Consider the following 25,175-nt stretch of genomic DNA (forward strand, 5'->3'; position numbering starts at 1 on the left):
GCGGACAGGCACGGCCTGGCCGCCCACCGTGACAGGGGTACGGTCCTCACCGGCGGAATCGGTGGCGCGCAGCGAGCGTGCGGGGAGCTCAGCGGTGCGCGCCGCGGGCGGTGCGACCGCGTCACAGTCCTGTATGTCGTCGGCGGGGGCGATGTCGTTGGTCCCGTGAGGAGCGCCGGCCGTCGACGACTCGCTGACGGGCGCGTCCGCGGCCGCAGCGGCATCGTCGGTCCTGCTGCCCTGCGGTGCGGCCGTGCGCGGGAGATGTTCGTTTGCCGTAGGAACGTCGCTGCCCTGTACCGGAGTTGCGCCGAGTGGGTTGCCTGCCGTGCGCGGAGCGATGCGTACCGGATCCGAAGCCCGCGACGTGCTCGTGCCCTGTGTACCGCGGGGCCCCGGCTCTCCGGTCACCGGGTCGCCGAAGGGAACGCCGTTGTACCCGGCGGGGGTTGCCGGGCCCGGGTGAGGTGTACGGTGCCGTTCGGTCTGTCCCGGGTCGCCTCCGGTAGTGGCCGGGGGGAGATGTCCGGGAGCCGGAGCCGTCGTGATTCGGCCGTGTTCCTCGGTACCCGTGGCCGAGGGAACCGATGCATCGGCTGCCGGCCGCGGCCGCCGGCCATGGCGGCTGCCGGGGGCCGCCACCGGCTCGGAGCGGGGCTGCATCCGGGCACGGGAGGCGGCCGTGCCCTGCGGGCCGGCGGACGGGGTCGGCTCCGGGCCGCGGTCCGTGGTGCGGAGCGGTGCCGGGGGAGCGGGCAGGTCGGCAGCGTGTGCGGAATCGGCTTCCGGTGCCCGGGGGTCCGAGGGCGCACCGTGCGTGTCGGGGCGGGGCCGGCCCATGTCGGCTGCCGGGCGGCCGGTACGCGAGAGACGCACCGGACCGGTCTGCTCCCGTGACGTCTCCGGCCGACGGGGGATGGCCGAAGAGGCCGTGCCCGGTGCCCCGTCGGTACCGGCCGTGTCGCGCTCGGTGGGCTGCCCGTCACCGGCGTCGGAGAGCAATTCTTCCGTGAAGTCCGCCGACTGCGCCGAGTGTTCGCCGACCGGCGAGGAGGCGGTGCCGCGCGGGGTGTCCGGGCTGCTGATCGGCGGGATCGGTCCGGCTGAAGGTGACGAGGCCGTGTCCCCGTCGTGTGCGGTGTGCTCGAGGGCGGGACCGGTGGCGTCGGTCTCGGCGGGGGACGTGGTACGGCAGGGGACCTCCGGCGTGCCGGGGGCATCCGGTGTGCGGGCCGGCAGGACGGGCGTCGCTGCGGATGCCTGAAGGCCGGCAGCTGCCGTGCTCCGTGCTTCGTACGTGTGCGCAGGGTCCGCGTCGTCGCCGAGCGCGGGGTGCTCCCGGCCCTGGGGTGCTGTGCCTGTCCGGGGAGAGGGCGTGGCTCGGTCGGGGACGTCGGACGTACGTCCTCGCACGGCGGTCCTGGCCGTGATCGATGTGCTGCCGCCCGGCGCAACGGGCCGACCGTCCGCGTGCGTTGCGGCGGGCGCGGAGCCGGAGAAGGATACCGGGGTCCCCGTGGTGCCGTGCGCGTCGCGCTCGTCGCCCGGAGCCGTCGGGCTTCCCTGTGTCCCTCCCGCGTGCTCGGCCTCCGTGTCGGTGTCACCGGGGACCGTGGCCTTCGCCTTCGCCCACGACGGGGCCGCCTCCGGAGCGTTCGATGTGGTGCTGGAAGGCCGAGCGGGCACGGCCGAGGTTGCCGGTACGTCTGCAACAGGCCTGCTGCCATGGGGCTTTGAGTCGCCTGGTGCGTGTGATGCCTGCAGGGGGGAGCCGAGTGAGCGCTGCTTGTCGCCCTGAGCTGTTGCCGTGGCGGGGGACGGGGACTTGGAGGAGCCTGCAGCATGAGGTGTGCCGGTGTGGAGGGCGGCCTCCGTTGTCGAACCCGTGCGCCCGGCTTCCGCCTTCGGGTGCGTCAGGCGCTTGTTGCCCTGGACCGCTGTGCTCTTGTCGCGGGGCGCGGCCCGGTCCGGGGTGTCCGGTGCGTCGGTGTGGGGTGCGGGCCCCGCTTCCGGATCCGCGTTCCCGGTCTCCGTCTTCGGGCGCGTCGCACGCTTGCCGTCGGGAGCCGCCGTGCTTCCGTCCCGCGGCGCAGCTCGCCCCGGAGTGTCCTGGGCGCCGGCCTGCGGGGCAGACCCGGCGGCGGGTGCCGGGTCCGCGGGCCGCGAGCCCGCATCGCGGTTGTCGTCCGGAACCGCCGTTCCCCGGAGCGTCGTCAGGGCATGGGAGTCGTGCCCCGGGGAACGACGGAGTCGTGGGGAGCTCTCGGCACGGCGGCCGGGCCGAGGACTGTGAGGGAGCTCAGTGGCATCCGTCCGGCGCTCGACGGGCGGCACGGGTGCACTCGGAACGGCCTCGGCGTCATCTTCGGCCTCGGCCGCCTCCTCGGGCACCGTCTCCTCGGCAGACCGCCAGTACAGCTCGGACACCGGGCGGCGGGCAGGCAGCCCCGTCGTGTCCCACAGCCCTGCCCGCACGCGGAACACCAGCGGTGCCTCCGTGTCGATCAGAGTGGTCAGCTCACCGCTGAGCCGGTGGTCGCGGAATGCCGTCAGCCGCTCCGTCGTCCGCTGCCCATCGGTGACCGGCGTCAACCCGTCGGCCGCGACAGGGCGGAACGTCTCCGGCAGCACCACCGGAACCCGCGCCGTCACATGGGCTGCCGTCTCCGCGACAGCCCATGTGACGGCACGGGCATCTGCACCGCGATCCGCTTGCGCACCGGATGCCTCCGCCACGTCGTCGACGACGCCTTGCATGCCAGCATTCGGCACGGCGGCATCGGCGGCCCCCGCCCGGGGAACCGCAGGCACACCTGGGACCACGCCCGCCCCGGGAACCGCGCGCGCCGCCTCGGCGGCATTCGCGGTCTCCGCGCCGGACCAGGCCACCGCACGGCGGCCGACGGTGCGGATGATCCGGTCGAGCATGTCTGTCAAGTCCCTTCTGCAAGACGCTGGTTGATGCTGGTGATCTGGCTGATCCACGAACGCCGCTCGATGTGGTCCATGTCGAGCAGCTGGTCGTGCGGCCAGTGGAAGTGGTAGGCGATGTACGCGAGCTCGGAACGCAGATCTTCTGCCGCGTACGTTGTCATTCCCCCAGGCGGCTCCCCATGTCCACATCGAACTCGTGGGTGCAGTTGGGGCACACGGTCGTGGCCAGCGAGGAGCCGTCCGTGTTGATCTTCTCGTAGAACTTCTGCAGGAATGCCAGGTCGGCAGCGAACAGTTGCTCCACGATTCCCGCGTCGACATCGCTCAGTGTGCCCAATCGGGTGATCAGGCGGCCGAGCAGCACCACGGACAGATATGCGGGATTCTCCCGTACGCGCATGTCGCTGAGCGGCAGGAGTTCATCGCGTGCCGTGGCGAGGCGCATCACACCTTCCCGGTGCACCACTCCCCGGTGGTCCACATAGCCGCGTGGCAATGTGAAGGGGAACTCGGTGCGCAGAGAGGCAGGCTCGCTGTGCGAGCCTGCGCTCTCCGCGGACGGGGCCGGTGCGTTGGCCGATGACGACGCCTGTGCTGCCGAGGAGTCCCAATCGGTTACGCGCCCGCGCCTCACTTGATTTCGTAGCCGTCACACTCGAAGACGAAGGTCTCGTCCTTGCCGCCCGAGCCCGAGGAGCTCAGCTGGCCGGTGTTGTAGCTGGACACCCAGCAGCCGGTGAGGACGTGTTCCTTCTTCGCCGACTGGTCGCTGGTGTGCTCGGTGATCGTGACGTTCTTCTTCTTCGCGTCCGTCTTGTCCTGGAGGCACTGCTTGTACCAGTCGGCGATCACCTTGTCGGCCGATCCCTGACGGACGACCGTGACGGAGGGCAGCTGCATTACACCGGGCACGGAGATGTGCAGCTGCTTCCCGTCGGGGGTGTTGACGATCTCCTTGGTGACCTCCACCTTGCTCTCCAGCCCGGAGACCTCCTTGATCATGGTGAGTTGGATTCCGTCGATCTGGACGGTGAAGTCCTTCGCGAGGACAAGGCTTCCGATAGAGGTCATGTCGGCCATGGTGACTCCTGTCTATGGGTGAGGGAGATGAACGGGAAGGGCAGAAAGGCTGCTGGTCAGCCCGCTTCGCCGGATGCGGACTCCTGGGAGATCCGGAAGACCACGAATTCGGCCGGCTTGACCGGGGCGACGCCGATCTCGCAGATGACCTGGCCGGAGTCGATGACCTCCGGCGGGTTGGTCTCCGCGTCGCACTTGACGTAGAATGCCTCCTCCGGCGTGGCGCCGAAGAGAGCGCCGCTGCGCCATTCGTTGGTCAGGAAGGCTGCGACGTTGCGGCGGATCGTCGACCACAGCCGCTCCTCGTTGGGCTCGAAGACCGCCCACTGCGAGCCCAGGTAGATCGACTCCTCCAGGTAGTTGAAGAGGCGTCGGACATTCAGGTAGCGCCACGCGGGGTCGCTGGAGAGGGTGCGGGCGCCCCAGATGCGGATGCCGCGGCCGGGGAAGCTGCGGATGCAGTTGATGCCCGCCGGGTTCAGCTGCTCCTGCTCACCCTTGGTGACCTGGACACCCAGGTCGAGGGCGCCGCGCACCACCTCGTTGGCCGGAGCCTTGTGCACGCCGCGCGCCTCGTCGTTGCGCGCCCACAGGCCGGCGACGTGACCGGAGGGCGGCATGAGGAAGCCCTTGCCGCTGACCGGGTCGGCGACCTGGATCCACGGGTAGTACAGGGCCGCGTACTTGGAGTCGAAGCCCGCTTCGTTCTGCCGCCACTCGTAGACCTCGGAGGGGCCCATGTCCGGCAGCGGGTCGAGGATGGCCATGCGGTTGGCCATGTTCTCGCAGTGGTTGATCATGGCCAGCTGGATGGCCTTGACCTGCTCACGGCTGACACTGCCCCTCTGGTGGGCAGCCATCAGGTCGGGGGCGGCGACCATGGTGACGTCGTCGATAGCCTCCAGGCCCGACAGGCCGGAACGGTCGTCGACCTTGCCGACATAGCGGCCGACCACATCCCTGACCGCAGTGGCCTCCCCGGCCGCGCCGGCGGCAGGAGCGGCAGGCAGCGCCAGGGTGGAGGACTCCGGCAGCGCCAGGGCGGCACCGGCCGCACTCTCCTCCACGAACACGAACTTCGAGCGCTCCTTGACCTGCGTCACCACGTACGAGGCCGAGGACTTCTCGGCCGAGACGTCGAAGGACTCGGCGGTGACACCGTCCACCTTCACGGTGAAGGAGAACAGGTCCTCCGCAGCGGCCTCCGGCGTTCCGTCCTTGCCCGTCCTGGGCTTGTCGGCGGCGCTCGCGGCGGACCGCTTCGCCTTGGGGTCGCCCGGCCTGCGCTGCACGTCGACCGCGATGTCCCGGCCCGCAGCGGCCGGCAGCGCCGCCACCTTGAAGCCGCCGAGCACCTGTGCCGGCGCGGCAGTGCTCACGGACTGCGCGCCTCCGGTGGCGTCCGTGCCCGCGGGCTGTCCACCGACCCGTACGACGTAACAGGTGCCGCCGCCGTTGGTGAAGTAGCCGTAGACCGAGTGCGCCAGGTAGGAGCCCTCGGTGAAGTCGCCGAACGTCTTCGTGTACTGGCTCCAGTTGGTGATCCGGACCGGCTCGTTCAGCGGCCCCTGCTCCGCGAAGCCGACGAAGGCCGCGACCGCCGTGGCCACACCCTCGACCGGCCGGGAGCCGCCTGCGGTCTCTTCGACGAACACTCCGGGAGACAGATAGTTTGCCATCCAGCTCTCCTTCATACGAGTTGTCCCGATGGGGGAATCCGTTGTGCGGATCGGCGCTGTTCTCCTGCACGGGAACAGGAGGGAGCGGCGACCATCCGTCGGGGCTGGAGACACTTCTCTTGCCGCACGACTGGCTCATTGCCGGTTCCGGCCGTGGATTCTGGTTTTGATCATCGTCAAGGCGCGGTTGCAGTGTCAAACAAATCGGCGCACAAAGGGAGTTGTCGGCGAATTTGTCAACCGACGGCCAGGGCGGGATCAACTTTTGGTGACAGGAGAGTCCGCACCCCGGCCGGAGTTCGGTCGGCCCGGGGTCTTGTCAGACCCAGATCTCGCCCTCGGAGCGGGTGTTCGTGCCCGCTTCCGCGACGCTCGGCCCCGAAAGCGCGCTGGGTACCGCGTACGTGACCGGCACGTTGCTGAAGATCTCGGCGAAATCGAGGAGTTGCGCGCTCGTGCCGTCGGAGCTGGACCAGCCCAGCCCGTCCATCGTGAGCTCCTTGTGGTTCTGGCCCCGGGCCCACAGGGCCAGGGTCCGGGACCGCTTGTCCCAGTCGATCCTGATGCTCAGCCGGGCCCGGGTGTCGATGACCGTGGCGCCTTCGGGGTAGGTGAAGGTGTCGGAGCGGTCGTGCCCGAGGGTCCGGCTGAAGCCCTTCGCGGTCTCGTGTTTGTACCCGACCGTGGCGGAGCCGGTGCCGCCGGGCTGCAGCAGGCCCATCTGTGTGCCGGCGATGCCCCCGGCGGAGAACGTGGCACCGGTGGTGAGGCCGTGACTGTACGTCAGCGCGCTGTTGGCCGTGCTGGAGTGGCTCATGCCCGCCGCTATCGGGGTGCTACGGGACGGCTTGTCCGCCAGGGCCAGCGACACCCGCACCCGGCACCGGTAGTGCCACGTCGCGTTGCTGCCCTCCAGCTGCGGCAGCACGTGTTCCCCTGCGCCGATGAAGCTCGCGCCGTGCTTTGCCAGCCGCTCGCCGGTGAGCTCCTGGGCGAGGACTTCGTAGTTCTTCCTGCTCTGCAGGGGGTGCGGCAGAGCGGCGTGCACCATCTCGAAGAGGGTCGGGGCCATCCCCAGCCGCAGCACCTGACTGCCCGTCGGCAGCGGCTCGCCCATCGCCTCCACGATGTGTGCGCCTTTGCTGCGCAGTGCGGCGAACCGGGCCTCGTGGTGGCGGCGGCGGATTTTCTCCTGCTGTCCGGCGAAGAGCCCGCCGGCGCCGTGCGCCGGCGCTGCGGCCGGAGCGTGGGTGAGCGGTGCGGACGGGGGTGTGAAACCGGAGGACCGGACGGGCCGCCGGTTGGGCTGATTCCTGTGCAGCTGAGTGACGAGTCCGCTTTCGGGCATGAGGTACCGCCTCATGATTGCGATCCGGTGGGTCGTCCGAAGCCTGACACGACATCATCCACAAGGACCGGGTCGAAAGTCCCTTGTCGGTGCGGCTGCTGTTCGCCCGGTGCCTCCCGCCTCCCGTATTGCTCCGGAGCGGGCGGGTGTTACTCCCCCTGAGTCTCGACCATCGGCGGATGGTCGTGCCACGTGCAGAACACCGAGACCTCCCGCGACCCCTTGGTGAAGGTCACCCGGATCCATCCCTGAGCGCTCTGGTCCCACGTCTGCATCTGCCAGCCGGCGGCCGGCGTCGCGGAGACGAGCGTCGCCGAAGAGGAGCCGATGCCGAAGACGACGTGGCCGCCGGCGACGTCCACGGGTTTGACGGTACCGCCCTGCGCCCCCTGGCTCGGCGGTGCGGGGGAGGTGCGGGGCGACGTACCGGAACCAGGAGTTCGGGAGGGAGAGCCCGGGCCACTGCCACCCGGCATGCGCGGGGAGGGGTCTGTCGAGCGGTCGAGGGACGGCGGGGCGGCCGAAGGGGACGGCCCCGGGGCGGCGGGCGGTGTGCCCGGCGCGTGGGCGTCCTCCTCCGAGGACGTGTCCTTCCCGTCGATGACCAGTGCGTGCGGCGGATCTCCCAGCGTCTCCGACATCACCCCGCGGATGCCCCACCAGGACACGGCGACAGCAGCCCCCATGGCCAGCAGCCAGGCCGAACCGCGCAGGAATCCTCGTCGCATTCCACCAGAATATCCACCCTGCTGTGACCGCAGGTAATCCGTCGCCCTCGGCAGTGAATTGAGCATTCACCCACCGCGGTTGCAGCCGAACGTCACCGGTGAAATGTGCCGTACACTTCCGGCCATGGCAAGCGTGCTCGTAGTCGAAGACGATCCGGCGGTGCGCTCGGCACTCATCCGTCATCTCTCCGAAGCACACCACGCGGTTCGCGGCGTCGGCACGGCACTGGAGGCGCTACGGGAAGTGGCTGCCCAATTCCTGGACGTCGTCATTCTCGACCTGGGCCTGCCCGACCTCGACGGGGCCGAGGCGCTGAAGATGATGCGAGGCGTCACCGACATTCCCGTGATCATCGCGACCGCGCGCGACGACGAGGCCGAAATCGTCCGGCTGCTCAACAGCGGTGCCGACGACTATCTCACCAAACCCTTCTCGGTGGAGCAGCTTTCCGCGCGTCTCGGCGCCGTGCTGCGCCGTACGCAATACACGCCACCGCCCCGCGGCGGCGGGAACGGGCCGTACGACGGGCCGGTCCGCGTCGGTGGCCTCAGCATCGACGTCTCGCGCCGGAAAGCGGCGCTCGACGGGAACGTCCTCGACCTGACCCGCCGCGAATTCGACCTGCTGGCCTTCCTCGCCCGGCGGCCCGGCGTGGTGGTCTCCCGCCGCACCCTGCTGAGCGAGGTGTGGCAGCAGGCGTACGGCGACGACCAGACCGTCGATGTCCATCTGTCCTGGCTGCGCCGGAAACTCGGCGAGACGGCCGCCCGGCCGCGCTATCTGCACACTGTCCGGGGCGTGGGCATCAAGCTCGAACCGCCGGCCCTCCCCGCGGGCACGGCGGTCCACGGTCCGTGAGGTGGGCACTGATACGCGTCTGCCTGGCCGTGACCGTCATGGTCGTGGCCGCGTTCGCTGTGCCCTTGGGCGCCGCCGTGAAGGACATGGCTCGCAACAAGGCGTTCACCAACGCCGAACGGCAGGCCGCCACGATCGGCCCCGTCCTCACCGTCACCACCGACCGGCAGCAGCTGGAGCGGGCGATCGCCTCCACCCGGTCCGGCGCCCAGCGGCGCATGGCGGTGCATCTGCCCGGCCGTCCGGGCACGCCCGGCGGCACCCAGGATCTGGGCGAGAGCCGGGCCCGTGCCGAGGACGTCCGAACAGCCTGTCACCACGGGCAGTTGTCACGGGCGGCTGTGAAGGGCGGCTGGGCGGTCCTTCAGCCCATCGCCCTGGAAGCCGGGCGGATGGCCGTCGTCGAGGTGTTCGTGCCCAAGGGCGAGACCGGAGCGGGCGTGCGCACCGCCTGGCTGGTGCTCGCCGGTGTCGCGGGCGCCCTGCTCGTCGGCGCCGTGGCCGTCGCCGACCGGCTCGGCCGCCGTCTGGTCCGGTCGGCCGAGCGGCTCGCGCGCGCCGCGCGGAGCCTGGGCGAGGGCAGGCTCGGCGAACGCGTGCGGGAAGAAGGGCCGGCAGAACTGCGCTCCGCGGCCGTGGCGTTCAACTCCATGGCGGGCCAGGTCGTGGAACTGCTGGAGAGCGAGCGCGAGCTGGCGGCCGATCTCTCCCACCGGCTGCGCACCCCGCTGACCGTACTGCGTCTGAACGCGGCATCCCTGGGCGGGGGACCGGCCGCCGAACAGACCAGGGCAGCCGTGGAGCAGCTGGAGCACGAGGTCGACACGATCATCCGCACCGCACGCGAACACCGGCCCCGGACCCAGGGGCCGGCCGTGGAGATCACGGGCTGCGACGCGGCCGAAGTGGTCCGTGAACGCATGGAGTTCTGGTCCGTGCTGGCCGAGGACGAGGAGCGCGAGACCCGGCTGGCGGGAGTCGCGGAGCCCGTGCAGCTGCCCGTGCCCCGCGCCGAACTGGCTTCCGCGCTCGACGTGATGCTCGGCAACGTCTTCCGGCACACCCCGCCGGGCACCGCCTTCGCGGTCGATGTGCACCGGGGCGAGGACAGCGCCATCCTGCTGGTCTCCGACGCGGGTGAAGGCATCGCCGAACCGGAAACGGCCCTGCGACGCGGCAACGACGGCGCTCGTCACGGCTCCACGGGTCTCGGCCTCGACATCGTCCGCCGCCTCGCCGAGTCGGCCGGCGGGGACATCTCCATCGGCCGCTCCGTCCTCGGCGGCACGGAGATCAGCATGCGCATTCCCCGCGATGCGAACACCTCCCGGGGAAGCCGCCGTTCCCATCTTACCCGTGCCCCGCGCGGCCGCCGTGGTGTGCGGACGCGGACGGGGGGACCTCGCTAGGGCCTGTCCGGCGGATCTTCGCGCCCGTCAGGGGCGCGGTGCCGTCACATGTGCTGCTCCGCCGCGTGGGCGCGACCGGCCACCGGCGGCCTGCGGCCGACGCACGACCCCAGGAGGCCGGGGCGAAGCCCCGAGTACTTCGACTGCGGGCGCGTCGTGGCTTGTCGCGCAGTTCCCCGCGCCCCTTCAGGGCGTGAAGATCCGCCGGACAGGCCCTGGGAGGCGGGACGGGGGCCACCGTTCGTGCCCCCGACAGTCCGCCGGGTGAAGTGCGTCACTCCATAAGGTCCACTTAAGGAATTTAATGGAAATTTGCCCGAATTCATGGGAATCGGGCGGATTGACGTCGTGATCAAGGGTGATGAAAGGTCTTTCCCATCACCATCCCCACCCCCCTACTCGCCCTGCTCGACCGGGAGTTGCCGTATGCGCACGTCCGCTGTCCTCGCCACCGCCGGTGCCGTCGCCTCGCTCGCCCTGGCGCCTGCCGCGCCGGCGGCAGCGGATCCGCAGTGCGGCAGCAACCCCCTCGGAGAAGCCGCGAAGTACGCCGAATTCGTGGAGGGCGACGCCACCCGGTATGCCGACACCGAGGGCGCGGTGGCCGTCGGCGGCGACGCTCGCTTCGGCGACGGCGGCAGCGGGCAGGGCTTCTCCGTCGGCAGCAAGCTCTCCGCCAAGGACCTGGCGGCCCTGCCCGGCGGCAAGTCCCTCGTCGTCGACGGACAGTTGACGGCCAATCAGGTCGTGATCTCCAAGGGTGCGGGCGTCTACGGCAAGCTGAAGGACGCCAGCCGTCCCGGCGGCTTCGCGGTCGACGGGCCGCACGCCAAGGGGGCCTCGCCCGTCGACTTCCGCAAGGAGTTCACCGCGCTGCGCGCCTCCTCCGTGTCCTGGGCGGCCCAGCAGGCCAACGGCACGGTGACCCCGTCCGAGGGCGGCAAGGCCGTGCAGCTCACCGGCAAGGACGAGCGCCTCAACGTCTTCACCGTCCGGGCCGCCGATCTGCAGAAGGTATCCCGTATCTCCCTCAAGGTGCCCTCGGGCTCCACCACCCTGGTCAACGTGCTCGGCAGGTCGTACGACATGGGTGCCGCCTCCCTGCACGGCGTGGAGATCTGGGACCCGCAGACGCAGAAGTTCGTCCTCGACGACTACGGGGCCGGTTCGGCGAAGTTCAAGGAGATCCGTTCCGGGCTGCTGTGGAACTTTCCGCAGGCCACGTCGCTGAAGAAGAACGAGGCGTCCTGGCCGGGCACGATCCTCGCCCCCGACGCGGCTGTCGAGCTCGGCGGCCGTTCGACGGGGCCCGGCCACGTCGACGGAGCCGTCATCGCCAGGGAGTTGACGTCCGTGCCGGGCGCGGAGACGCACCGGATGCCCTTCTCCGGCTGTCTGCCCGGTGCCGGGGGCGGCGGTTCGGCCGCTCCTGCTCCTGCTCCGGAGAAGTCCGGTACGTCCGGCCGGCCGACCCCGCCGGCCTCCGCGTCGAGCCCGGCACAGCACCGCCGGCCGCAGCCCCCCGCCGGGTCCTCGGAGTCCGGGAACCGCACGCAGTCCGATGCTCCCTCCGGACCGAGCCCCTCCGCCTCCCCGGCACACGGGAATCTCGCCGCCACCGGCGGCGGGCAGAGCACCACGCTCGTACTGCTCGCCCTCGCGGTCACCACCCTCGGCGCCGCCTGCGTGAGCGTGGCGGCTCTGCGTCGGCGGGCCTCCCGCCGCTGACCCCCGCCCGAACCACTCCACCCCACCTCAACCCAACCCCTCGCACCCGAAAGCGACACCAGCACATGCAGATGCGCAAGCGCACGGCCATAGCCGTCGCCACCGGCGTGGTGACCTGCGGACTCCTCGTCCCCGCCACGGTCTTCGCCACCGACGCCTTCACCGATGCCTCCTCCGCCCAGGCGGTGCAGGTCAAGCTCACCGGCACCAAGTGGTGGCTCAGCGGCAGCGTCACGATCCCCGGTGCCAAGCCCGGCTGGAAGCTGGAGTTCGACGTCCCGAACGGTGCGGTCCCCCAGATCTACACGGGCAGGACCAGCATCTCCGGCAAGCACGTGACGGTCACCGCGGACACCTACCAGGGCGGCGAGTTCACCTTCGGCGTCGACCTCGCGGGCAAGCAGAGCACGTACGAGCTGACCGGCTTCACGCTCGACGGCCAGCCCGTCGACGTCCAGGGCGCCTCCTGGAAGGAAGGCGGCAGCACACCGACGCCCGACCCCGACCCGAGCAGGCCGCCGACCCCGGACCCCAGCAAGACTCCCACCCCGGACCCGACGAAGCCGCCCACGCCCGATCCGGGAGGGATGAAGCCCGGTGAGACGTGGGTGTCCGACAAGGCCATGAAGCTGAGCGCGGAGTTCAAGGACTGGGGCACCTCCGGTCAGCTCGACTTCACCGTCACCAACACCGGTACCCGTGATCTCCCCTCCTGGTCCGCCGCCTACGGCCTCGAAGCCTGGCTCCAGCCCGGTGACTCCTGGGGCGACGCCTCGGCCACGGCGCAGAAGGAGCTCAAGCGCCTGCTCCTGACGGGCAAGGGACCGCTGAAGGCCGGTGCCTCCGCGAAGATCTCCGTCGCCACCACCCAGCCCGGCCCCGACGGCCGCCCCCCGGTCGACGCGGGCAGGCCGGCCGCGGCCTGGCGCGGTGCCAGCCCCTTCGTCGACGCAGCCGCCTACCCGACACCGGACCTCGCACAGATCTCCAAGGACACCGGCATCAAGCAGTTCGTCCTCGGCTTCGTCGTCGGCGACACCCAGGGCAAGGGCCTGCCGCGCTGGGGCAGCGACTCCCTCACGCCGACCCAGCACATGGCCCGGCAGATCGCCGAACTGCGCAGGACCGGTGGCGACGTCGCCGTCTCGTTCGGCGGCGAGAACGGCCACGAGCTCGCGGTCGACCACAAGTCCGCCCAGGAGCTGGCGAAGGCCTACCAGGGCATCATCGACCGCTACGACATCAACAAGATCGACTTCGATGTCGAGGGATCCGTCCAGACGAACACCGCCGCCAACAAGCGGCGTGCCGAAGCCGTGAAGATCCTCCAGGACAACGCGAAGAGGAACGGCAAGGCACTGCACGTCTCCCTCACCCTCCCCAGCCTGGCCACCGGCCTGGTCCAGGACGGCAAGAACGTGCTCAAGTCTTTCACCGACGCGGGTACGAAGGTCGACGTCGTCAACGTGATGGCCATGATGATGGGCCAGTCCGTCCCCGACATGGGCAAGTACGGCGACGCCGTCATCATGGCCGGGGAACATCTCCACCGGCAGCTCAAGGACTTCTTCCCGGACAAGTCCGATGCCGAGCTGTGGCGCATGGTCGGCATCACACCCAACATCGGCAAGAACAACGGCGACGGCGGGCAGGGTGCCGGGGACAAGGGCGTCGTCACCGTCACCGACATGAAGAAGATCGAGAAGTTCGCCGCCGACAAGAACATCGGGATGCTCTCCATGTGGTCCGTCGGCCGTGACCAGGAGTGCAGGAACGGGGCCGTGAGCTTCGAGCCCACGTGCAGTGGCACCAAGCAGCAGAAGTACGACTTCTCCAAGGCTGTCGCCCAGTACACCAAGGAGTGGACTGTGGGCAAGTAGCCCTTCTCCGAGGTGACTTGATGCCGAGAGGTGCCTCTGCTCCATGGCATGGGCACCTCGTGGCTCGGGCCGAGCCCCATTGGGTAAGGCTAGATGTCAACTTTTGTCCAACTTTTGTCGACAGCCGATGTACGGCGGTTCCTGCCGTGCCATCGGTACCTTCGCCTTGATCAAGAACGCCCTCAGGGCTGCCCGCGACCGGGCGGCCCTTGACACACACGCTGGGACACGCATGCCTCAGGAGTACAGCCACCGGGACCAGTACCGGAATCTGAAGGGACAACCCGGCGGCGCGAGGGGCGGCAAGCGCTCGGAACGCAAACGGGACAGGCGCCTCACGCAGCAGATGATGAGGAACGCCCGGCATACCCCGCAGCGCGGGCTGACATACGGGCAGCAGTTGCTGCTCATCCTGTGGGCACAGGGCAACGGCATCGGCAGCCTCGACAGGCTGACGGCCCCCGATGCCCGGCCGCCGCGGATCGACGGACCGGGACGTCCGGTGTTCTCGGGCGACGGGAGAACACCGGACGACTCGACGGAACCGACAGCGCTCGACCCCGTTGCGGCAGCGGACACCCGGCTCCGGCAGGGGTCCGCTCCCTCCGGGCAGGGTGTGGGGACCTGGCTCGCCGGCACTGCACAGGCTGTGTGGGACTGGACACCGGAGTGGGATCCCCTGCGGGTGCCGGGCGCGGACGCGGCACCCGTACGCTCCCGGCAGCGGCGGTCCGCGGTGGCGGGCCACGACGGCTCCCTGGGTTCCCTGACCGATGCCCAGGCCGAGGACTGGACCGGTGGCACGGACACGGTCTTCAGGGGATTGGCGCGGGGCGCCGACTCCCTGGAGAGGAGGGAGACCGCGCGCCAGGAGTACCTGGACACGATCACCAGGGAGGTCCTGGAGAAGGTGAGCGGCTCGGCCGCCGCCAAGACCGTGGACCTCGACGGTCTGTGGACCGCCGTGGCCAAGCCCGCTCTGCGGCCCGACACCCTGTTGATGAACGGCGGTCGGTTCGACATCCGGTGGACGGTCACCACGAGAGAGCTCGCACTCGGCGAGCCGCAGCGCAAGAACCCCCAGGTGATGGGGACACGCGGCGCCGTCGACCTCATTCCTCCGACGGGCATGCCGCAGCCGCTCGCGGATGCCCTCAAGGGCAGACAGGTCCGGGCGGGAATCGCCGCACGGGCAGCGGCGGACGCCGAAAGCCTCCTCGGGAGCGAGGAGTTCAAGAAGTCGTTCACGGAATTCTCGCAGAACCGGCTCAGGGGCGCCATGGCGCGGATCTTCGCCGACTCGGGGCACCTCGCCAAACTGCTCGCGGCGGCGTGGCTCTCCGGGGAACGCAAGGAGAGCCTGGTGGTGTTCCGGGACAAGGTGGTTCCCGGCGTGGTCGCCGTCGGCCACGGGGATCACCAGTTGCTCGTGTCGGTCGAAACGGGCGAGCACTACCTGTGGAGGACCAAAGACGAATCGAGCGCCTACGAGAACTTCATACGCAAGCATCTGTCGCGATTCGAGAACGATGCGGCACGGTCCTCGGACTTCAAACCGATCAAGGCCGTACGGACCTATCAGGCCCCATGGACCTACACGCAGCCTCAACCCGTCGTCCCCCGGCTGTCCTTCCGGCAGTCGGGCTCCACGCACCACGAACTCTGGCAGGTCGCCAAGAGCAGGGTCATGTCCAACCTCGACGGCCTGGTCTACACGGCGGCCGAGCACGAAGCGGATCACGACGCCATGTTCAAGCGCGACCTCATGATCGCGCTGAGCCTGGTCACCATTCCCGTGACGGTCGGGGCGGCGGGCGGCGTCGGGGCCGCGGTGTCCCTGGGCGCCGGGGTGGGCTTCGGATTCGCCTCGGCCCACTACGACGAGACCATCGCGGACAACGCCGACCGCGGCGACGTCTACCGCCAGGCCATGGAGGATGCCGAGCTCGGCAGAATGCTGGCGGTGGGCGGTGCCGTCCTCGATCTCGCCTTCGCGGGAAAGGCGTTGAAGGGTCTGTCCGTCCACCGGCACAGCGCCTCGGCCGCCGCGCACACAGTGCGCAACACCATGAGAGCGGCGCGGAACAAGGTGGCGCTGCTGAAGCTGCCGCCCCGGGCACGGGCCGCCAGGATCGCCGCGGCCGGCGCCGACAGCGCGGCGTTCACGCGCACCATGGCGAAGGGCGGGGCCGTGTGCTGGGATGCCGTCATCAGGTTGCAGGAGATGGCCGGGATCATCACCAGGCAGGAAGCGCTGGCCCTCGGGGCCACCCGGGCGACGAACTTCCGTGCTTTCCTCGGCGGCGCGGGCAAGGAGATCAAGAATGCCCAGAGCCTGACCCGGCTCGGGCCGGGCCACCGGGTTGCCTTCGTGGTGCAGGAAGGCGGACAGAGAAAGATGATCCACGCCATGCTGAGCATGGGCGACGGGCAGATGGCGGGGATCAACAACGCGGGCCTGAAGGGGTCCCTGTCGCCGGGATTCACCAAAATGAACATGATCGGCGATGACGTCCTGAACTTCGCGGACGATGGAATCCGGCTCTCGGACGGCCGGCGGGTGAGGGTGTATGCGGACACGAGCGCGCCGGAGTTCCGTATCGAGACAGGACGCTCGGGTGTCACCTCCACCGCCCTGAACGCCGAGGAGGCCGCCCTCCAGAACAACGCCCGTACAGGAGTCCTGAATTACAGCTCGGGTATCAGCGGCAAGACCATCGGCCAGCTGATCGAGAATCCGGCGGGCAAGTGCGAGGCGCTGATGAACCCCGTCGCCTCGTACATGCGCAACAACGGCTACACCAACATCAAGTTCCGGGGCATGGGAATCTGGGACAACGTTGACCAGCGCACCTACGCCAACCACTACGTCGTTCTCGGCGAGCGCAACAGCCAACGCTGGGTGTTCGACCTGTCCGCCGGACAGTTCGGCAACAAGGGCATGCGGGGGCTCGACGGTCCCATCGTCGACCTGGAGGCGAACTGGGCCAAGAAGTACGCGGACAGCACCACACGCAAGCTCATCAAGTACCAGGACTTCAGGACCGCCAGCGGAGCGACGGGCGAGTTCGGCTCCGTCACCGGACTCGACCCCCTCGATTACATGCCCGACAGCACCCTTCTCAGCTCCCCCGACTGGTATCGCACGGCCAAGAGCGCGGCACGCACGTGAAGCGTGTCGCGCGCCGCCCGTGACGGACGAGGGCAGTGATCAACTCTGCGGTGTGCGACCGACGTTCCAGACCTGGATCAGGTATTCCTCCATCGGCTCGTCGTCCCCCCGGGGATCGCCGTCGTCGCGGTGCCGCCCGTGCACCCGCAGCCGGTAGGTTCCCGGGCCGGGCAGGCCGAGGCGGTGCGCGGGGTCGTCGCCCTCGCCGGTCGTGCCGAAGTCGATGAACGGCGAACGCCATGCGACGGAGACCTCGGCGGCGTCCTGCCAGGTGTCGAGGTCGTCGGCCGGGGGCGGCGCGCCGTCCCACAGCTGGGCGGTGACGGCGACGGTGCCGATCTCCTGCCCGCACAGGATGCGGGCGCCGTCCCCCGCCGGGTCGGCCTCGACCAGGCCGTTGCCGGTCCACTCCGGCTCGAACTCCACCACCAGTTCGTCCCCGGCCAGATCGACCGTGGAGGCGTCCACGACCACGGTTGCGAAGGTTTGGCGGATCAGAGAGGGCATGACGTCACCTTTTCATGAACGCGTCGACGACGGAGGGCCGCACCCCTTGGTGGGTGCGACCCTCCTGCGGTGAGCCGGTCAGTCGTGACCGCAGCCGACGGGGCCGTACGGGCCCGCCTCGCCGAGGTTCGGCTTCGCCTTCGGCACGTTGACGACCTGCACATAGAACGCGTCGTTCTCCAGCACACGTTGCCCGTTCAGATCGGCCTTGCGCACCGAACCCTCACGCGAGTTGGCCTGAGCGTTCAGGAAGTGGCAGCTGTAGTCAGGGTTCCGGCTGGCACCCTCGTACGTCTGGGCAAAGGGATACTCGTCGCAGGACAGATCGGGCCGGTTCGGCGGGCGGTGCACGCCGGTGCCGCAGGCCACGTCACGGTTGTTCCGCTGCAGCGTGGTGTCGAAGGTGCGGTGCAGCGGGTAGCGGCTGTTCACCACGCCCCACGGGTGCTTCAGGTTCCGCTGCGCCCACAGCACGTGCCAGCCGACCGCGGCCACACGTGCGTTGGTCACGTCGATCTTGTACAGCGCGGGCACGTCCGGGTAGACGCAGCCGCCGGTGGTCTGCGGAGTGATCCGCGGGGTGTTGTCGCACCGCGGCCGGAACGTCGAGCCGATGACGGCCGAGCCCTTGTCGTGCCGGGGCGCCGACAGTGTGGCGTACGGGCGGATGCTGTCGCTCACCAGGGCGCGGCCCGGCGAGGTCACGGTGAACTGGTAGGTGACGGTGAGGCCCGGGAACAGGTAGCGCTCGCCGGATGCGGGCACCTGGCAGTGGCCGCAGTCGAAGCCCACCGAGCCGTTCGTGGCGAACCCGGCCCACGTGGTGGGGTCGGTCAGGCGCAGAGTGACCGTCTGGTGCCAGGCGTACCGGTTGCGCGGATCCAGCGTTGCGGTGGACTTGGCCCACAGGGTGGCGGTGCCTTCCGGCACCTTGTCGACGGTGTACTCGACCGGAATTCTCCGGTACGAGCAGGACTGGGTGCGGGTGAGGACGGACTCGCCCGGCCGGCAGTCCAGATCGCCGGCGGCGGCCGCGTCGGTCTTCGTCACGGTGCGCAGCGGCTCCGGCGAGCCGAGTTCGATGGCCCTGTGGCCGCCGCCGGAGCCGGCCGGCGCGGCGGAGGCGGTGCTGCTGACGCCGAGCGGTATCAGCAGTGCGGCGCCGATTACGGCAACCAACTGGCGCAGTCGGGTGGTTGTTGCTCTCTTGCCCATGCTGGTGTGAGGTCCTTTCCGCTGGTTCCGCGAAATTGACCTGCTCATGCTCAAACTGTCCTGGCGGGGCGTCAACGCGATAGGGAAACCATGGTCGAGAACGTCACGCGTCCCCCGCCGGTCGCCCACGACCGGAACGCCCGCGGCCGGTGCGTGATCAGCTGCCGGCCCCGAGCCGTTCCTTCCAGACGTGGACGTGCTCGGCAGGGGCGAACCGCCCCGCATAGGCCGGGGTGTTGAGCACGCGCTCGTAGGCCGCATAGTCCGCCGCCAGGCCGGACGCCTGCTTGGCCAGGTCCTGCCCCTGTTTGCGGAAGGCGTCGAACTCGTCGTCCGGGACGCCCCCGCCGAAGCACGAGGCGAGGGACAGAAGGCCTCCGCGGGTACGGGCCCTCTCTGCCTTCCGCACGGCCCGCGTGAACTCCTCCGCCTGCGCCAGGTGCTTTGCCTGCTCCTCCCGGAACAGGGCGTTCGCACCGTCCCGGCCCCGGCCCGGGATCATGTCCCGCACCGTGCGGATGCGTTTCTCGTCCTCCACCCGCGACAGCAACTCCTCCAGCCGCTCCTCCGGATGGAAGCCGTGCACGTCGGCGATCCGGGCCCGCAGGAAGTCCGGCAGCTCCGCGGCCAGCTTCTGCTGGGTCTCCAGCGCGTGCGCACCGGTGAACGGCAGCAGATACTGCAGCGCGAAGACCGTGCGCAGGTTGTCCCGACCGGTGAGGAACAGGGCCTCGGCCTCCAGCTGCTCCAGCTTCCTGCCCGCGCTGCCCCGGTGGAACACCCGCAGCGGCATCGCGGCCCGCTTGCGCGCCAGCCGGTCCTGGTGACGCACCAGGAACTCCTGGACGTCGCCGGAGCGTGCGGCGGCGTGCTGGGCCCGGCAGCCCACCGCCGTCTCCCACAGGCGCCGCGACAGCGGATCATCCCGCAACCCCGCCAGCCGCTCCACGTGCGCGGCGAGCTCCTGCTCCGGCACGCCGGCCAGGGACGCGGCGAAGGCCCGGGCCTCGCGCTCGTGCAGCCAGTCCCGGACGGCCCCGTGCACGGCACCGGCCTGTGCGGCCTCCGCCTTCCCGGACGTGGCGCCCGCCGCCTTGGCCAGCAGACGTTCGGCCGCACGGACGGCCTCGACGGAGTGGCCCGCCAGGTCGAGGCCCGTCCCCGCACCCACCGCCTGCCGGGCAGCGGCCGCGACGGCCGAGCCCGCCACGTAGTCCTTCTCGTCGTCCGTCAGCGTGTCCAGCTGCGGCAGCGTCGCCGTCAACTGGTCGGCGAGGCGGCCCAGATGCTCCACGTCCGCCTTGCGCCTGCGCCGCGCGACACGGGCACGCCGCGGCTGCAGCCCCGGCGGCAAGTACTCCAACAGCCCCTTGTCGTGGTCGCGTTCACGCGCCTCGGTGCGCCAGCCGGCCGCACGCCCCTCGGCCGCCGTCCGGTACGCCTCCACGCCGCCCTGCGCTGCCACGGCCTTGAGCAGCCCCGCCCGTACCGCGGCCGCCGGGTCGGCCGCCTGCGCGTCGTCCAGCGCGAGCATCCGCCCGATCTCCCCACCGGGCAGCGGACCCGCCTCCCGCGGGGGATCCGATATCCCCAGCCCTCGCCGCACCCGCTCCAGCAGCGCGTCCACCCAGCGCCGCGGCGCCGACCGGGCCGCGCGCCGGCGCTCCCGCTCCTCCGCGTGCCGCTCCTTCTTGACCGCGGCCCGGGCCAGTTGACGCAACTGTAGGTCCGCCAGCGACGCTGACACGGGAGTGGCGGAGGCCGCACCGGCCTGCGGCCCGGCGGCCGTCCGCGACGGCACCGCGGACGATTGCTTCGGCTTCGGCTTCGGCAACAACTCATGCGTCACGGACGCCGGTCCTTTCGAGGGACGGTTCGTTGGACGGTGAAGACAGATTGCGCGCAAGAGCCGTCGGGTCGATGTCCGCCCGGCGGCACGCCCGCGCCAGGACATGCGGCAGATCGGCACCCACGGGTGCAGTCCCCAGCGCCTCCGCCACCACCTCCGCCCGGTGCCGGCCGAAGTCCGGCCGGGGCCCCGCGGGTTCCCAAGCCGCCGCCACCCCCGCCCCGAGCGGCTCCGCGAACCGGGACACCGAGGCACCGACCCCGGGCAGTCCCCACAGGGCCGCCGCGACGGCACCGGCGGCGTGCCGGTCTGCGGCGGACAGCCGGACCGTCAACGCATCCCGCCGCGGAAGGTGGCCGGGATCCGCGAGGACCCGGACGCCGAACGGCACGCCCGCTTCCGCCTCCAGCGCCCGAAGGACGGAACCCCAGACCGTCGGCGCGAGCACCGGATCCGTGAGGTGGACGTACACGCGCAGCATCTCGCCGCCCGGCTCCTGCGCCCGCGAGCCGCACGCCGTTACCCAGCCGGGCGAGGTGCCCGGCACGATCCGGCAGCCGTCCGGCACGGCCCCGGCGAGGGCCGTCTCGTACGCGGGATCGGCGCGCGGCGGCTCCGGAGGAAGCGTCGGCGCGGAGTGCCCGGCGTGCAGGAGCGCGTGCAGCGCGACGGCGAGCCTGCGCCGGAACTCCTCGGGCGAGCCGCCTGTGATCCGGTGCCCCAGGACATAGGCGGCATGCCGGTCCTCGGCGATCTCGACGCCGTTCAGCGCCGTGAGCAGGTGGGTGGAGGAGCGGTGGGGGACAGGGACGTCGAGGGTCACGGAGGCCCTTTCGGTGTCATGAGGCATGGCTGGCAAGAGAAATGACGTAACGTCAGCTACGTAAGTACGCCTCTCTGACGAGCCGGCGCGCGGCGTCCCGCCGCTCGCGCGGCACCGCCGCAACCACGTGCGGCGCAGCGATACGCAGGCCCGTGGCGGCCGTGCTCACGTACGGCGTCATCTCCAGCACGGCCGGCACCACGACCTTCTCCGCCGCCCAGCCGGCGGCCTCGCCCGGCGTGCGCAGACGCCGCTCGCGCATGTACGCGGGCGGCAGCCCGCCCGCGACGACGGCCTGAGCGTCCTTGACGTCCCGCACGGCCTGCAGCAGCCGGTCGACCGAGGCGGTGTCGACGGCCTGCGCGTGCGCGTCGTAGCGGACGGGCAGGTGGTTGAGCGTCTCCTCGGCGGCGTGCAGCGGCGCCTTGTCCACCGGAGCCGGCTTCTCCGCACCGGCGTAATGGCACACCATGCGCCCGGTGTTGGCCAGCCGGTACAGGTTCTTCACCGGATTCACCACGACGCCCGGAACGGCCCCGCCCGTGACGGCGTTCACCGTGGCCTTGACGGGGGTGAACAGGTAGTCGAGGTACATCGCGCTCTCCCACCACCGCTCCCAGGAGTCCTTCAGTCCGGAGAACGCGTGCGGCGCGCCGACCTTGCCCTTCACCCACGCCGAGTACGGGCTGTCGACCAGGTTCTTGTCCCTCACCAGTTCCCTCGGCTCGACCAGCAGGGTGCGCTGCGAATAGTCCCGCTGCCCCGACTGCTCGTGGCTCTTGCGCGGCTCGTAGCCGAACTCCCGGGCGATGGCTGCCTCGTTGAGGCGCCACACCGTGTTGCGGGTCACGGCCGTCTCGTCGTACGCCTTCGCCAGGCCGGCCGCCTCCGCGGGGAGGGCGTCGCGGAAGGCGCGGGCGGTGCGCGAGGCCGCCTCGAAGGCCGGCAGTTGGAGGAAGGCGTCCGCGTGCAGGAAGGAGACGCCCGAGGCGCCCAGCAGCGCGTGCCGCAGCGCCGTCTCGTCGCCCAGCGCGACGGCGGCGCTGCGTGTGGTCGCGTACGTGCCGAAGGCGCCCGGCGTCAGTGTCCGCGGCACCGTGACGGGGGACGTGTCGTACGCCCCGGCCAGCATGTGGGTGGCGTGGCACAGCAGGCTCGCCAGCATGACCACGGGGCTCCACAGGAACGCGTCGGTGACGCCGCCGAGTTGGAGCACGGTGGCGTACGGCAGGCCGATGACGGCACAGCTGCCGCGGCCGTCCCGTGCCCCCTCCGCGTCCTGTGGCACCACGGCCGTCGAGCGGATGTCGCGGCCCGCGTTGGCGATCAGCACCCGGATGTCCCCGGCGGGCCGGGGCGGCCCGCCCGCGGGATCGAGCTCGCGGAAGCCGCCGTCGTGCCCTCCGCCCAGGGGGGTCGGTACGGGCAGCAGCTTGGGCACCGCGGCTGTCAGAGCCCTGCCACTGGGCACCTGCCCCAGCTGGTCCACCAGCTGCGCCGCGTACCCGGTGAAGGACAGCCCGCCTGCGGGCCGGCGATCCTTCTCCCGCCCCCGGGCCCGGCGCAGCGCCTCGGCGACCGGCAGCACGGTCCTCTGCAGGGCCTTGGTCGTCAGCCACGTGTCGGGCGCACCGTCGTGCCGGCGCTGCCAGTACGGCTGGGCGGCGCCGCCCGTCACCGACTCCAGCGGTTCCTCGGTGCAGGCGATGCCGGGCGCCAGCATGACCGCGTCCACGTAGTACGGCTCGGGACGCCCGCCGCCCTGCTGCCGGTCTCCCAGGTACAGCCGGCGCGGCCGACGCACGGGGGCCGGACCGCGGCCGTCGGCCGCGGTCCGGGAACGCTCGGGAGCACAGGGACGCATGGCTGACTTCATGTGGACCCTCATGGATTCTCGCTGCAGGTGATCACGACGATCGCAGTGCCCGCAGCCTCCGCCGAAGAGCCGAAAGTTGACACATCCGCAACAGAGGTTGACCGGTCGGCCGACGGGCCGCCCCCGCTCCCTCCTCGGCGGCGAACGGGTATCAACCATCGACTGACATACAGTCAACTTTACGGATCCTTTAACTCCCGCGGATCCGGGCTAGCTTGCGTCCCGGTTCGGGGAACCTGATGTCGGATCGAGACCAACGCGAGGCGTGCCCCCGTCCGCCTCGCCCGGAAGGACAATTCATGTTCCGTGCACACAGCCGGGAGGCTGGTGCGGGTGCCGTCATGCGCCGGAGCCTCGTCGCGACGGTGCTCGCGGCGGCAGGAGTGCTCGCCGCCGCGGCGCCGGGGGCGGCGGACGGCAACGACGGCCCGACCGGCGAGAGTGCCGGAGCCACCGCGACCCTCAAGGGCCTCGCGGCATCGGGCACGGTGGAACTCAAGCGCAACGGGCGCCCGGAGCAGGTGCAGGCAGGCCTGTTCGACCTGGACGTCGCGGGAACGGGCACGCTGCAGACGTACTGCATCGACGTCTTCAACCCCACCCAGCCGCAGGCCCGTTACCAGGAGACGCCCTGGAAGCAGAGCTCGCTCCACGACAACCGCGACGCCGGAAGGATCAACTGGATCCTGCAGAACTCCTACCCGCAGCTGAAGGACCTCGCCGCACTCGGCAAGGCGGCGGGCACCGGGCCGCTCACCAAGGAGCAGGCCGCCGCCGGCACCCAGGCCGCGATCTGGCGGTTCTCCGACCACATCGAGACCCGCGCCAAGGACCCGGCGGCCGACAAGCTCGCCAAGTACCTGGAGAAGGCGGCCGAGCCCCTGCAGGAGCCCCGCGCCTCTCTCGCGTTCGACAAGCCCGCCGTCTCGGGCAAGAGCGGCGAGAAGCTGGGGCCGCTCACCGTCACCACCTCCGCTTCCGGCGTCCGCGTGGGGCTGACCTCCCGGGAGAAGGACGTCAAACTGGTTGACGCCGACGGCAAGGCGGTCACCACCGCCTCCAACGGCACACGCCTGTACGTCGACGTGCCCGACGGAACCGCCGCCGGGACCGCCAAGCTGCGCGCCGAGGCCACCGCCACGGTCCCGGTGGGACGGGTGTTCACCGGCATCGGGCAGAACAGGTCCAGCCAGACCATGATCCTGGCCGGCTCCACCAGCAGCACCGTCACCGCCGCGGCCTCCGCGAACTGGTCGGCAGACGCCAAGGCCGCCGTCCCCTCCGTCGAGGCGCGACAGAACTGCGACAAGGGCACCGTGGACATCACGGCCACCAACAAGGGCGGCACGGAGTACACCTTCTCGGTCGCCGGCAAGCAGCACACCGCCAAGGCGGGCGGCTCCGTGACCGTCCCGGTCCCGGTCGCCGACAAGCAGACCTACGACATCAAAGTGACGCTGCCGGGCGGTGAGGAGCGCCGTTTCCAGGGTGTCCTGGACTGCCGCACCGTCGCCCAGGGCACCACGGGCGGCACCGACGGCAAGCCCTCCGCCCCGGCAGCACCCGCCACTTCGAGCCCCGACGCCTCACCCTCCGCCGGCACCGCGGGCGGCGGCTCCGGCAAGGCCCCCGGCGGCGACCTCGCGACCACCGGAGCCAGCGCCACCACCGTCGCGGCGGGCATCGGTGCCGCGGTTCTGCTGGTCGTCGGTGCGGGTGCGGTCGTCCTGGGCAACCGTCGAAAGGCCCGCGCGGGCAAGTGACGTGGGGTGTCCGCCTTCTGCGCGACGACCGACCCGGAGGGAGGTGGCTTCGGTGACCATCGAAGAGATGCAGATGGAAGAGCTGCTCGTGGACGGGTGGTGAAGTCCGCTGGCCCCTGCCGACGCGCACTGACCTGACTGCACGGAAAGAACTGATGGCCCCGGCAGCCCTGCCGGGGCCATCAGTTCTTTCCCGCCGGTTCGTGTTAGCGCCCCGTCAGGGGCGCGGGGAACTGCGCGACCAGCCACCGACGGCCTGCAGCCGACGCACTACCCCGGGGTCGTCACCGACGGCCCCGACGGCCGGGGCGGGCACGCCCGAGAT

The 25,175-nt window shown here is 70.7% G+C and carries 17 protein-coding genes; 6 read left to right on the forward strand and 11 right to left on the reverse strand.

Translation table 11 applies throughout. The features are described 5' to 3' along the window. Positions 1 to 2,933: 2,933 nt before the first annotated feature. From ACWD4B_RS03115 to ACWD4B_RS03140, 6 genes are all read right to left on the reverse strand, one after another. Positions 2,934 to 3,095 carry a DUF6760 family protein gene (locus tag ACWD4B_RS03115; RefSeq protein WP_451419135.1) on the reverse strand — a complete coding sequence of 54 codons (162 nt, stop codon included), beginning with the start codon at positions 3,093 to 3,095 and terminating at the stop codon, positions 2,934 to 2,936. After that, complete coding sequence (locus ACWD4B_RS03120) at positions 3,092 to 3,568, reverse strand: hypothetical protein (RefSeq protein WP_451419136.1); 477 nt, start codon at positions 3,566 to 3,568, stop codon at positions 3,092 to 3,094. Before ACWD4B_RS03120 ends, ACWD4B_RS03115 begins: the two co-directional genes overlap by 4 nt. Continuing rightward, positions 3,565 to 4,005 (reverse strand): phage tail protein, encoded by a 441-nt coding sequence (locus tag ACWD4B_RS03125; RefSeq protein WP_451419137.1) that lies wholly within the window; start codon positions 4,003 to 4,005, stop codon positions 3,565 to 3,567. The genes ACWD4B_RS03120 and ACWD4B_RS03125 overlap by 4 nt, the downstream gene beginning before the upstream one ends. 65 nt (positions 4,006 to 4,070) lie before the next feature. Beyond that, complete coding sequence (locus ACWD4B_RS03130) at positions 4,071 to 5,693, reverse strand: phage tail sheath family protein (protein ID WP_451419138.1); 1,623 nt, start codon at positions 5,691 to 5,693, stop codon at positions 4,071 to 4,073. Positions 5,694 to 6,012: 319 nt separating this feature from the next. After that, positions 6,013 to 7,041, reverse strand: a complete 1,029-nt coding sequence (locus tag ACWD4B_RS03135) for a hypothetical protein (protein ID WP_451419139.1) — start codon at positions 7,039 to 7,041, stop codon at positions 6,013 to 6,015. 149 nt (positions 7,042 to 7,190) lie between these two features. Continuing rightward, a complete protein-coding gene (locus ACWD4B_RS03140) occupies positions 7,191 to 7,769 on the reverse strand; it encodes a hypothetical protein (RefSeq protein ID WP_451419140.1) in 579 nt (192 codons plus the stop codon). Between the two features lie 103 nt (positions 7,770 to 7,872). Here ACWD4B_RS03140 and ACWD4B_RS03145 point away from each other — a divergent pair, with 103 nt between their 5' ends. The 5 genes from ACWD4B_RS03145 to ACWD4B_RS03165 all read left to right on the forward strand — a co-directional run bounded on the left by ACWD4B_RS03145 (position 7,873) and on the right by ACWD4B_RS03165 (position 16,817). Then, a complete protein-coding gene (locus ACWD4B_RS03145; RefSeq protein ID WP_451419141.1) occupies positions 7,873 to 8,628 on the forward strand; it encodes a response regulator transcription factor in 756 nt (251 codons plus the stop codon). Beyond that, positions 8,625 to 10,037, forward strand: coding sequence for a sensor histidine kinase (locus ACWD4B_RS03150; protein ID WP_451419142.1), 1,413 nt, complete (start codon positions 8,625 to 8,627; stop codon positions 10,035 to 10,037). Before ACWD4B_RS03145 ends, ACWD4B_RS03150 begins: the two co-directional genes overlap by 4 nt. 426 nt (positions 10,038 to 10,463) lie before the next feature. Next, positions 10,464 to 11,765 carry a choice-of-anchor A family protein gene (locus ACWD4B_RS03155; protein WP_451419143.1) on the forward strand — a complete coding sequence of 434 codons (1,302 nt, stop codon included), beginning with the start codon at positions 10,464 to 10,466 and terminating at the stop codon, positions 11,763 to 11,765. A 71-nt stretch (positions 11,766 to 11,836) separates the two neighbouring features. After that, positions 11,837 to 13,645, forward strand: coding sequence for a chitinase (locus tag ACWD4B_RS03160; protein WP_451419144.1), 1,809 nt, complete (start codon positions 11,837 to 11,839; stop codon positions 13,643 to 13,645). Between the two features lie 232 nt (positions 13,646 to 13,877). Then, positions 13,878 to 16,817, forward strand: a complete 2,940-nt coding sequence (locus ACWD4B_RS03165; RefSeq protein WP_451419145.1) for a hypothetical protein — start codon at positions 13,878 to 13,880, stop codon at positions 16,815 to 16,817. Between the two features lie 39 nt (positions 16,818 to 16,856). Here the strand turns inward: ACWD4B_RS03165 and ACWD4B_RS03170 are convergent, their stop codons facing one another. The 5 genes from ACWD4B_RS03170 to ACWD4B_RS03190 all read right to left on the reverse strand — a co-directional run bounded on the left by ACWD4B_RS03170 (position 16,857) and on the right by ACWD4B_RS03190 (position 23,087). Then, on the reverse strand, positions 16,857 to 17,324 hold the full coding sequence (locus ACWD4B_RS03170; RefSeq protein WP_451419146.1) for a hypothetical protein: 468 nt from the start codon (positions 17,322 to 17,324) through the stop codon (positions 16,857 to 16,859). A 78-nt stretch (positions 17,325 to 17,402) separates the two neighbouring features. Beyond that, on the reverse strand, positions 17,403 to 18,539 hold the full coding sequence (locus ACWD4B_RS03175) for a NucA/NucB deoxyribonuclease domain-containing protein (RefSeq protein WP_451419147.1): 1,137 nt from the start codon (positions 18,537 to 18,539) through the stop codon (positions 17,403 to 17,405). Between the two features lie 157 nt (positions 18,540 to 18,696). Next, entirely contained in the window at positions 18,697 to 20,388 is a 1,692-nt protein-coding gene (locus tag ACWD4B_RS03180; RefSeq protein ID WP_451419148.1) for a hypothetical protein, read from the reverse strand. Further along, the gene (locus tag ACWD4B_RS03185; protein ID WP_451419149.1) at positions 20,378 to 21,211 is read right to left on the reverse strand and encodes a T3SS effector HopA1 family protein; all 834 of its coding nucleotides are present in this window, start codon (positions 21,209 to 21,211) and stop codon (positions 20,378 to 20,380) included. Before ACWD4B_RS03185 ends, ACWD4B_RS03180 begins: the two co-directional genes overlap by 11 nt. A gap of 52 nt (positions 21,212 to 21,263) precedes the next feature. Further along, positions 21,264 to 23,087, reverse strand: a complete 1,824-nt coding sequence (locus ACWD4B_RS03190) for a hypothetical protein (RefSeq protein ID WP_451419150.1) — start codon at positions 23,085 to 23,087, stop codon at positions 21,264 to 21,266. 299 nt (positions 23,088 to 23,386) lie between these two features. On the opposite strand from ACWD4B_RS03190, the gene ACWD4B_RS03195 reads away from it, so the two are divergent. Further along, positions 23,387 to 24,850, forward strand: coding sequence for a Cys-Gln thioester bond-forming surface protein (locus ACWD4B_RS03195; RefSeq protein WP_451419151.1), 1,464 nt, complete (start codon positions 23,387 to 23,389; stop codon positions 24,848 to 24,850). Positions 24,851 to 25,175: the final 325 nt, after the last annotated feature.

Source organism: Streptomyces sp. NPDC002536, from assembly GCF_053594995.1.

Excerpts from the sequence above, each read along its gene's own strand:
- ACWD4B_RS03115 (WP_451419135.1), bottom strand. The coding sequence starts at position 3,095 with ATGACAACGTACGCGGCAGAAGATCTGCGTTCCGAGCTCGCGTACATC.
- ACWD4B_RS03125 (WP_451419137.1), bottom strand. The coding sequence starts at position 4,005 with ATGACCTCTATCGGAAGCCTTGTCCTCGCGAAGGACTTCACCGTCCAG.
- ACWD4B_RS03130 (WP_451419138.1), bottom strand. The coding sequence starts at position 5,693 with ATGGCAAACTATCTGTCTCCCGGAGTGTTCGTCGAAGAGACCGCAGGC.
- ACWD4B_RS03135 (WP_451419139.1), bottom strand. The coding sequence starts at position 7,041 with ATGCCCGAAAGCGGACTCGTCACTCAGCTGCACAGGAATCAGCCCAAC.
- ACWD4B_RS03140 (WP_451419140.1), bottom strand. The coding sequence starts at position 7,769 with ATGCGACGAGGATTCCTGCGCGGTTCGGCCTGGCTGCTGGCCATGGGG.
- ACWD4B_RS03145 (WP_451419141.1), top strand. The coding sequence starts at position 7,873 with ATGTGCCGTACACTTCCGGCCATGGCAAGCGTGCTCGTAGTCGAAGAC.
- ACWD4B_RS03155 (WP_451419143.1), top strand. The coding sequence starts at position 10,464 with ATGCGCACGTCCGCTGTCCTCGCCACCGCCGGTGCCGTCGCCTCGCTC.
- ACWD4B_RS03160 (WP_451419144.1), top strand. The coding sequence starts at position 11,837 with ATGCGCAAGCGCACGGCCATAGCCGTCGCCACCGGCGTGGTGACCTGC.
- ACWD4B_RS03165 (WP_451419145.1), top strand. The coding sequence starts at position 13,878 with ATGCCTCAGGAGTACAGCCACCGGGACCAGTACCGGAATCTGAAGGGA.
- ACWD4B_RS03170 (WP_451419146.1), bottom strand. The coding sequence starts at position 17,324 with ATGCCCTCTCTGATCCGCCAAACCTTCGCAACCGTGGTCGTGGACGCC.
- ACWD4B_RS03175 (WP_451419147.1), bottom strand. The coding sequence starts at position 18,539 with ATGGGCAAGAGAGCAACAACCACCCGACTGCGCCAGTTGGTTGCCGTA.
- ACWD4B_RS03190 (WP_451419150.1), bottom strand. The coding sequence starts at position 23,087 with ATGAAGTCAGCCATGCGTCCCTGTGCTCCCGAGCGTTCCCGGACCGCG.
- ACWD4B_RS03195 (WP_451419151.1), top strand. The coding sequence starts at position 23,387 with ATGTTCCGTGCACACAGCCGGGAGGCTGGTGCGGGTGCCGTCATGCGC.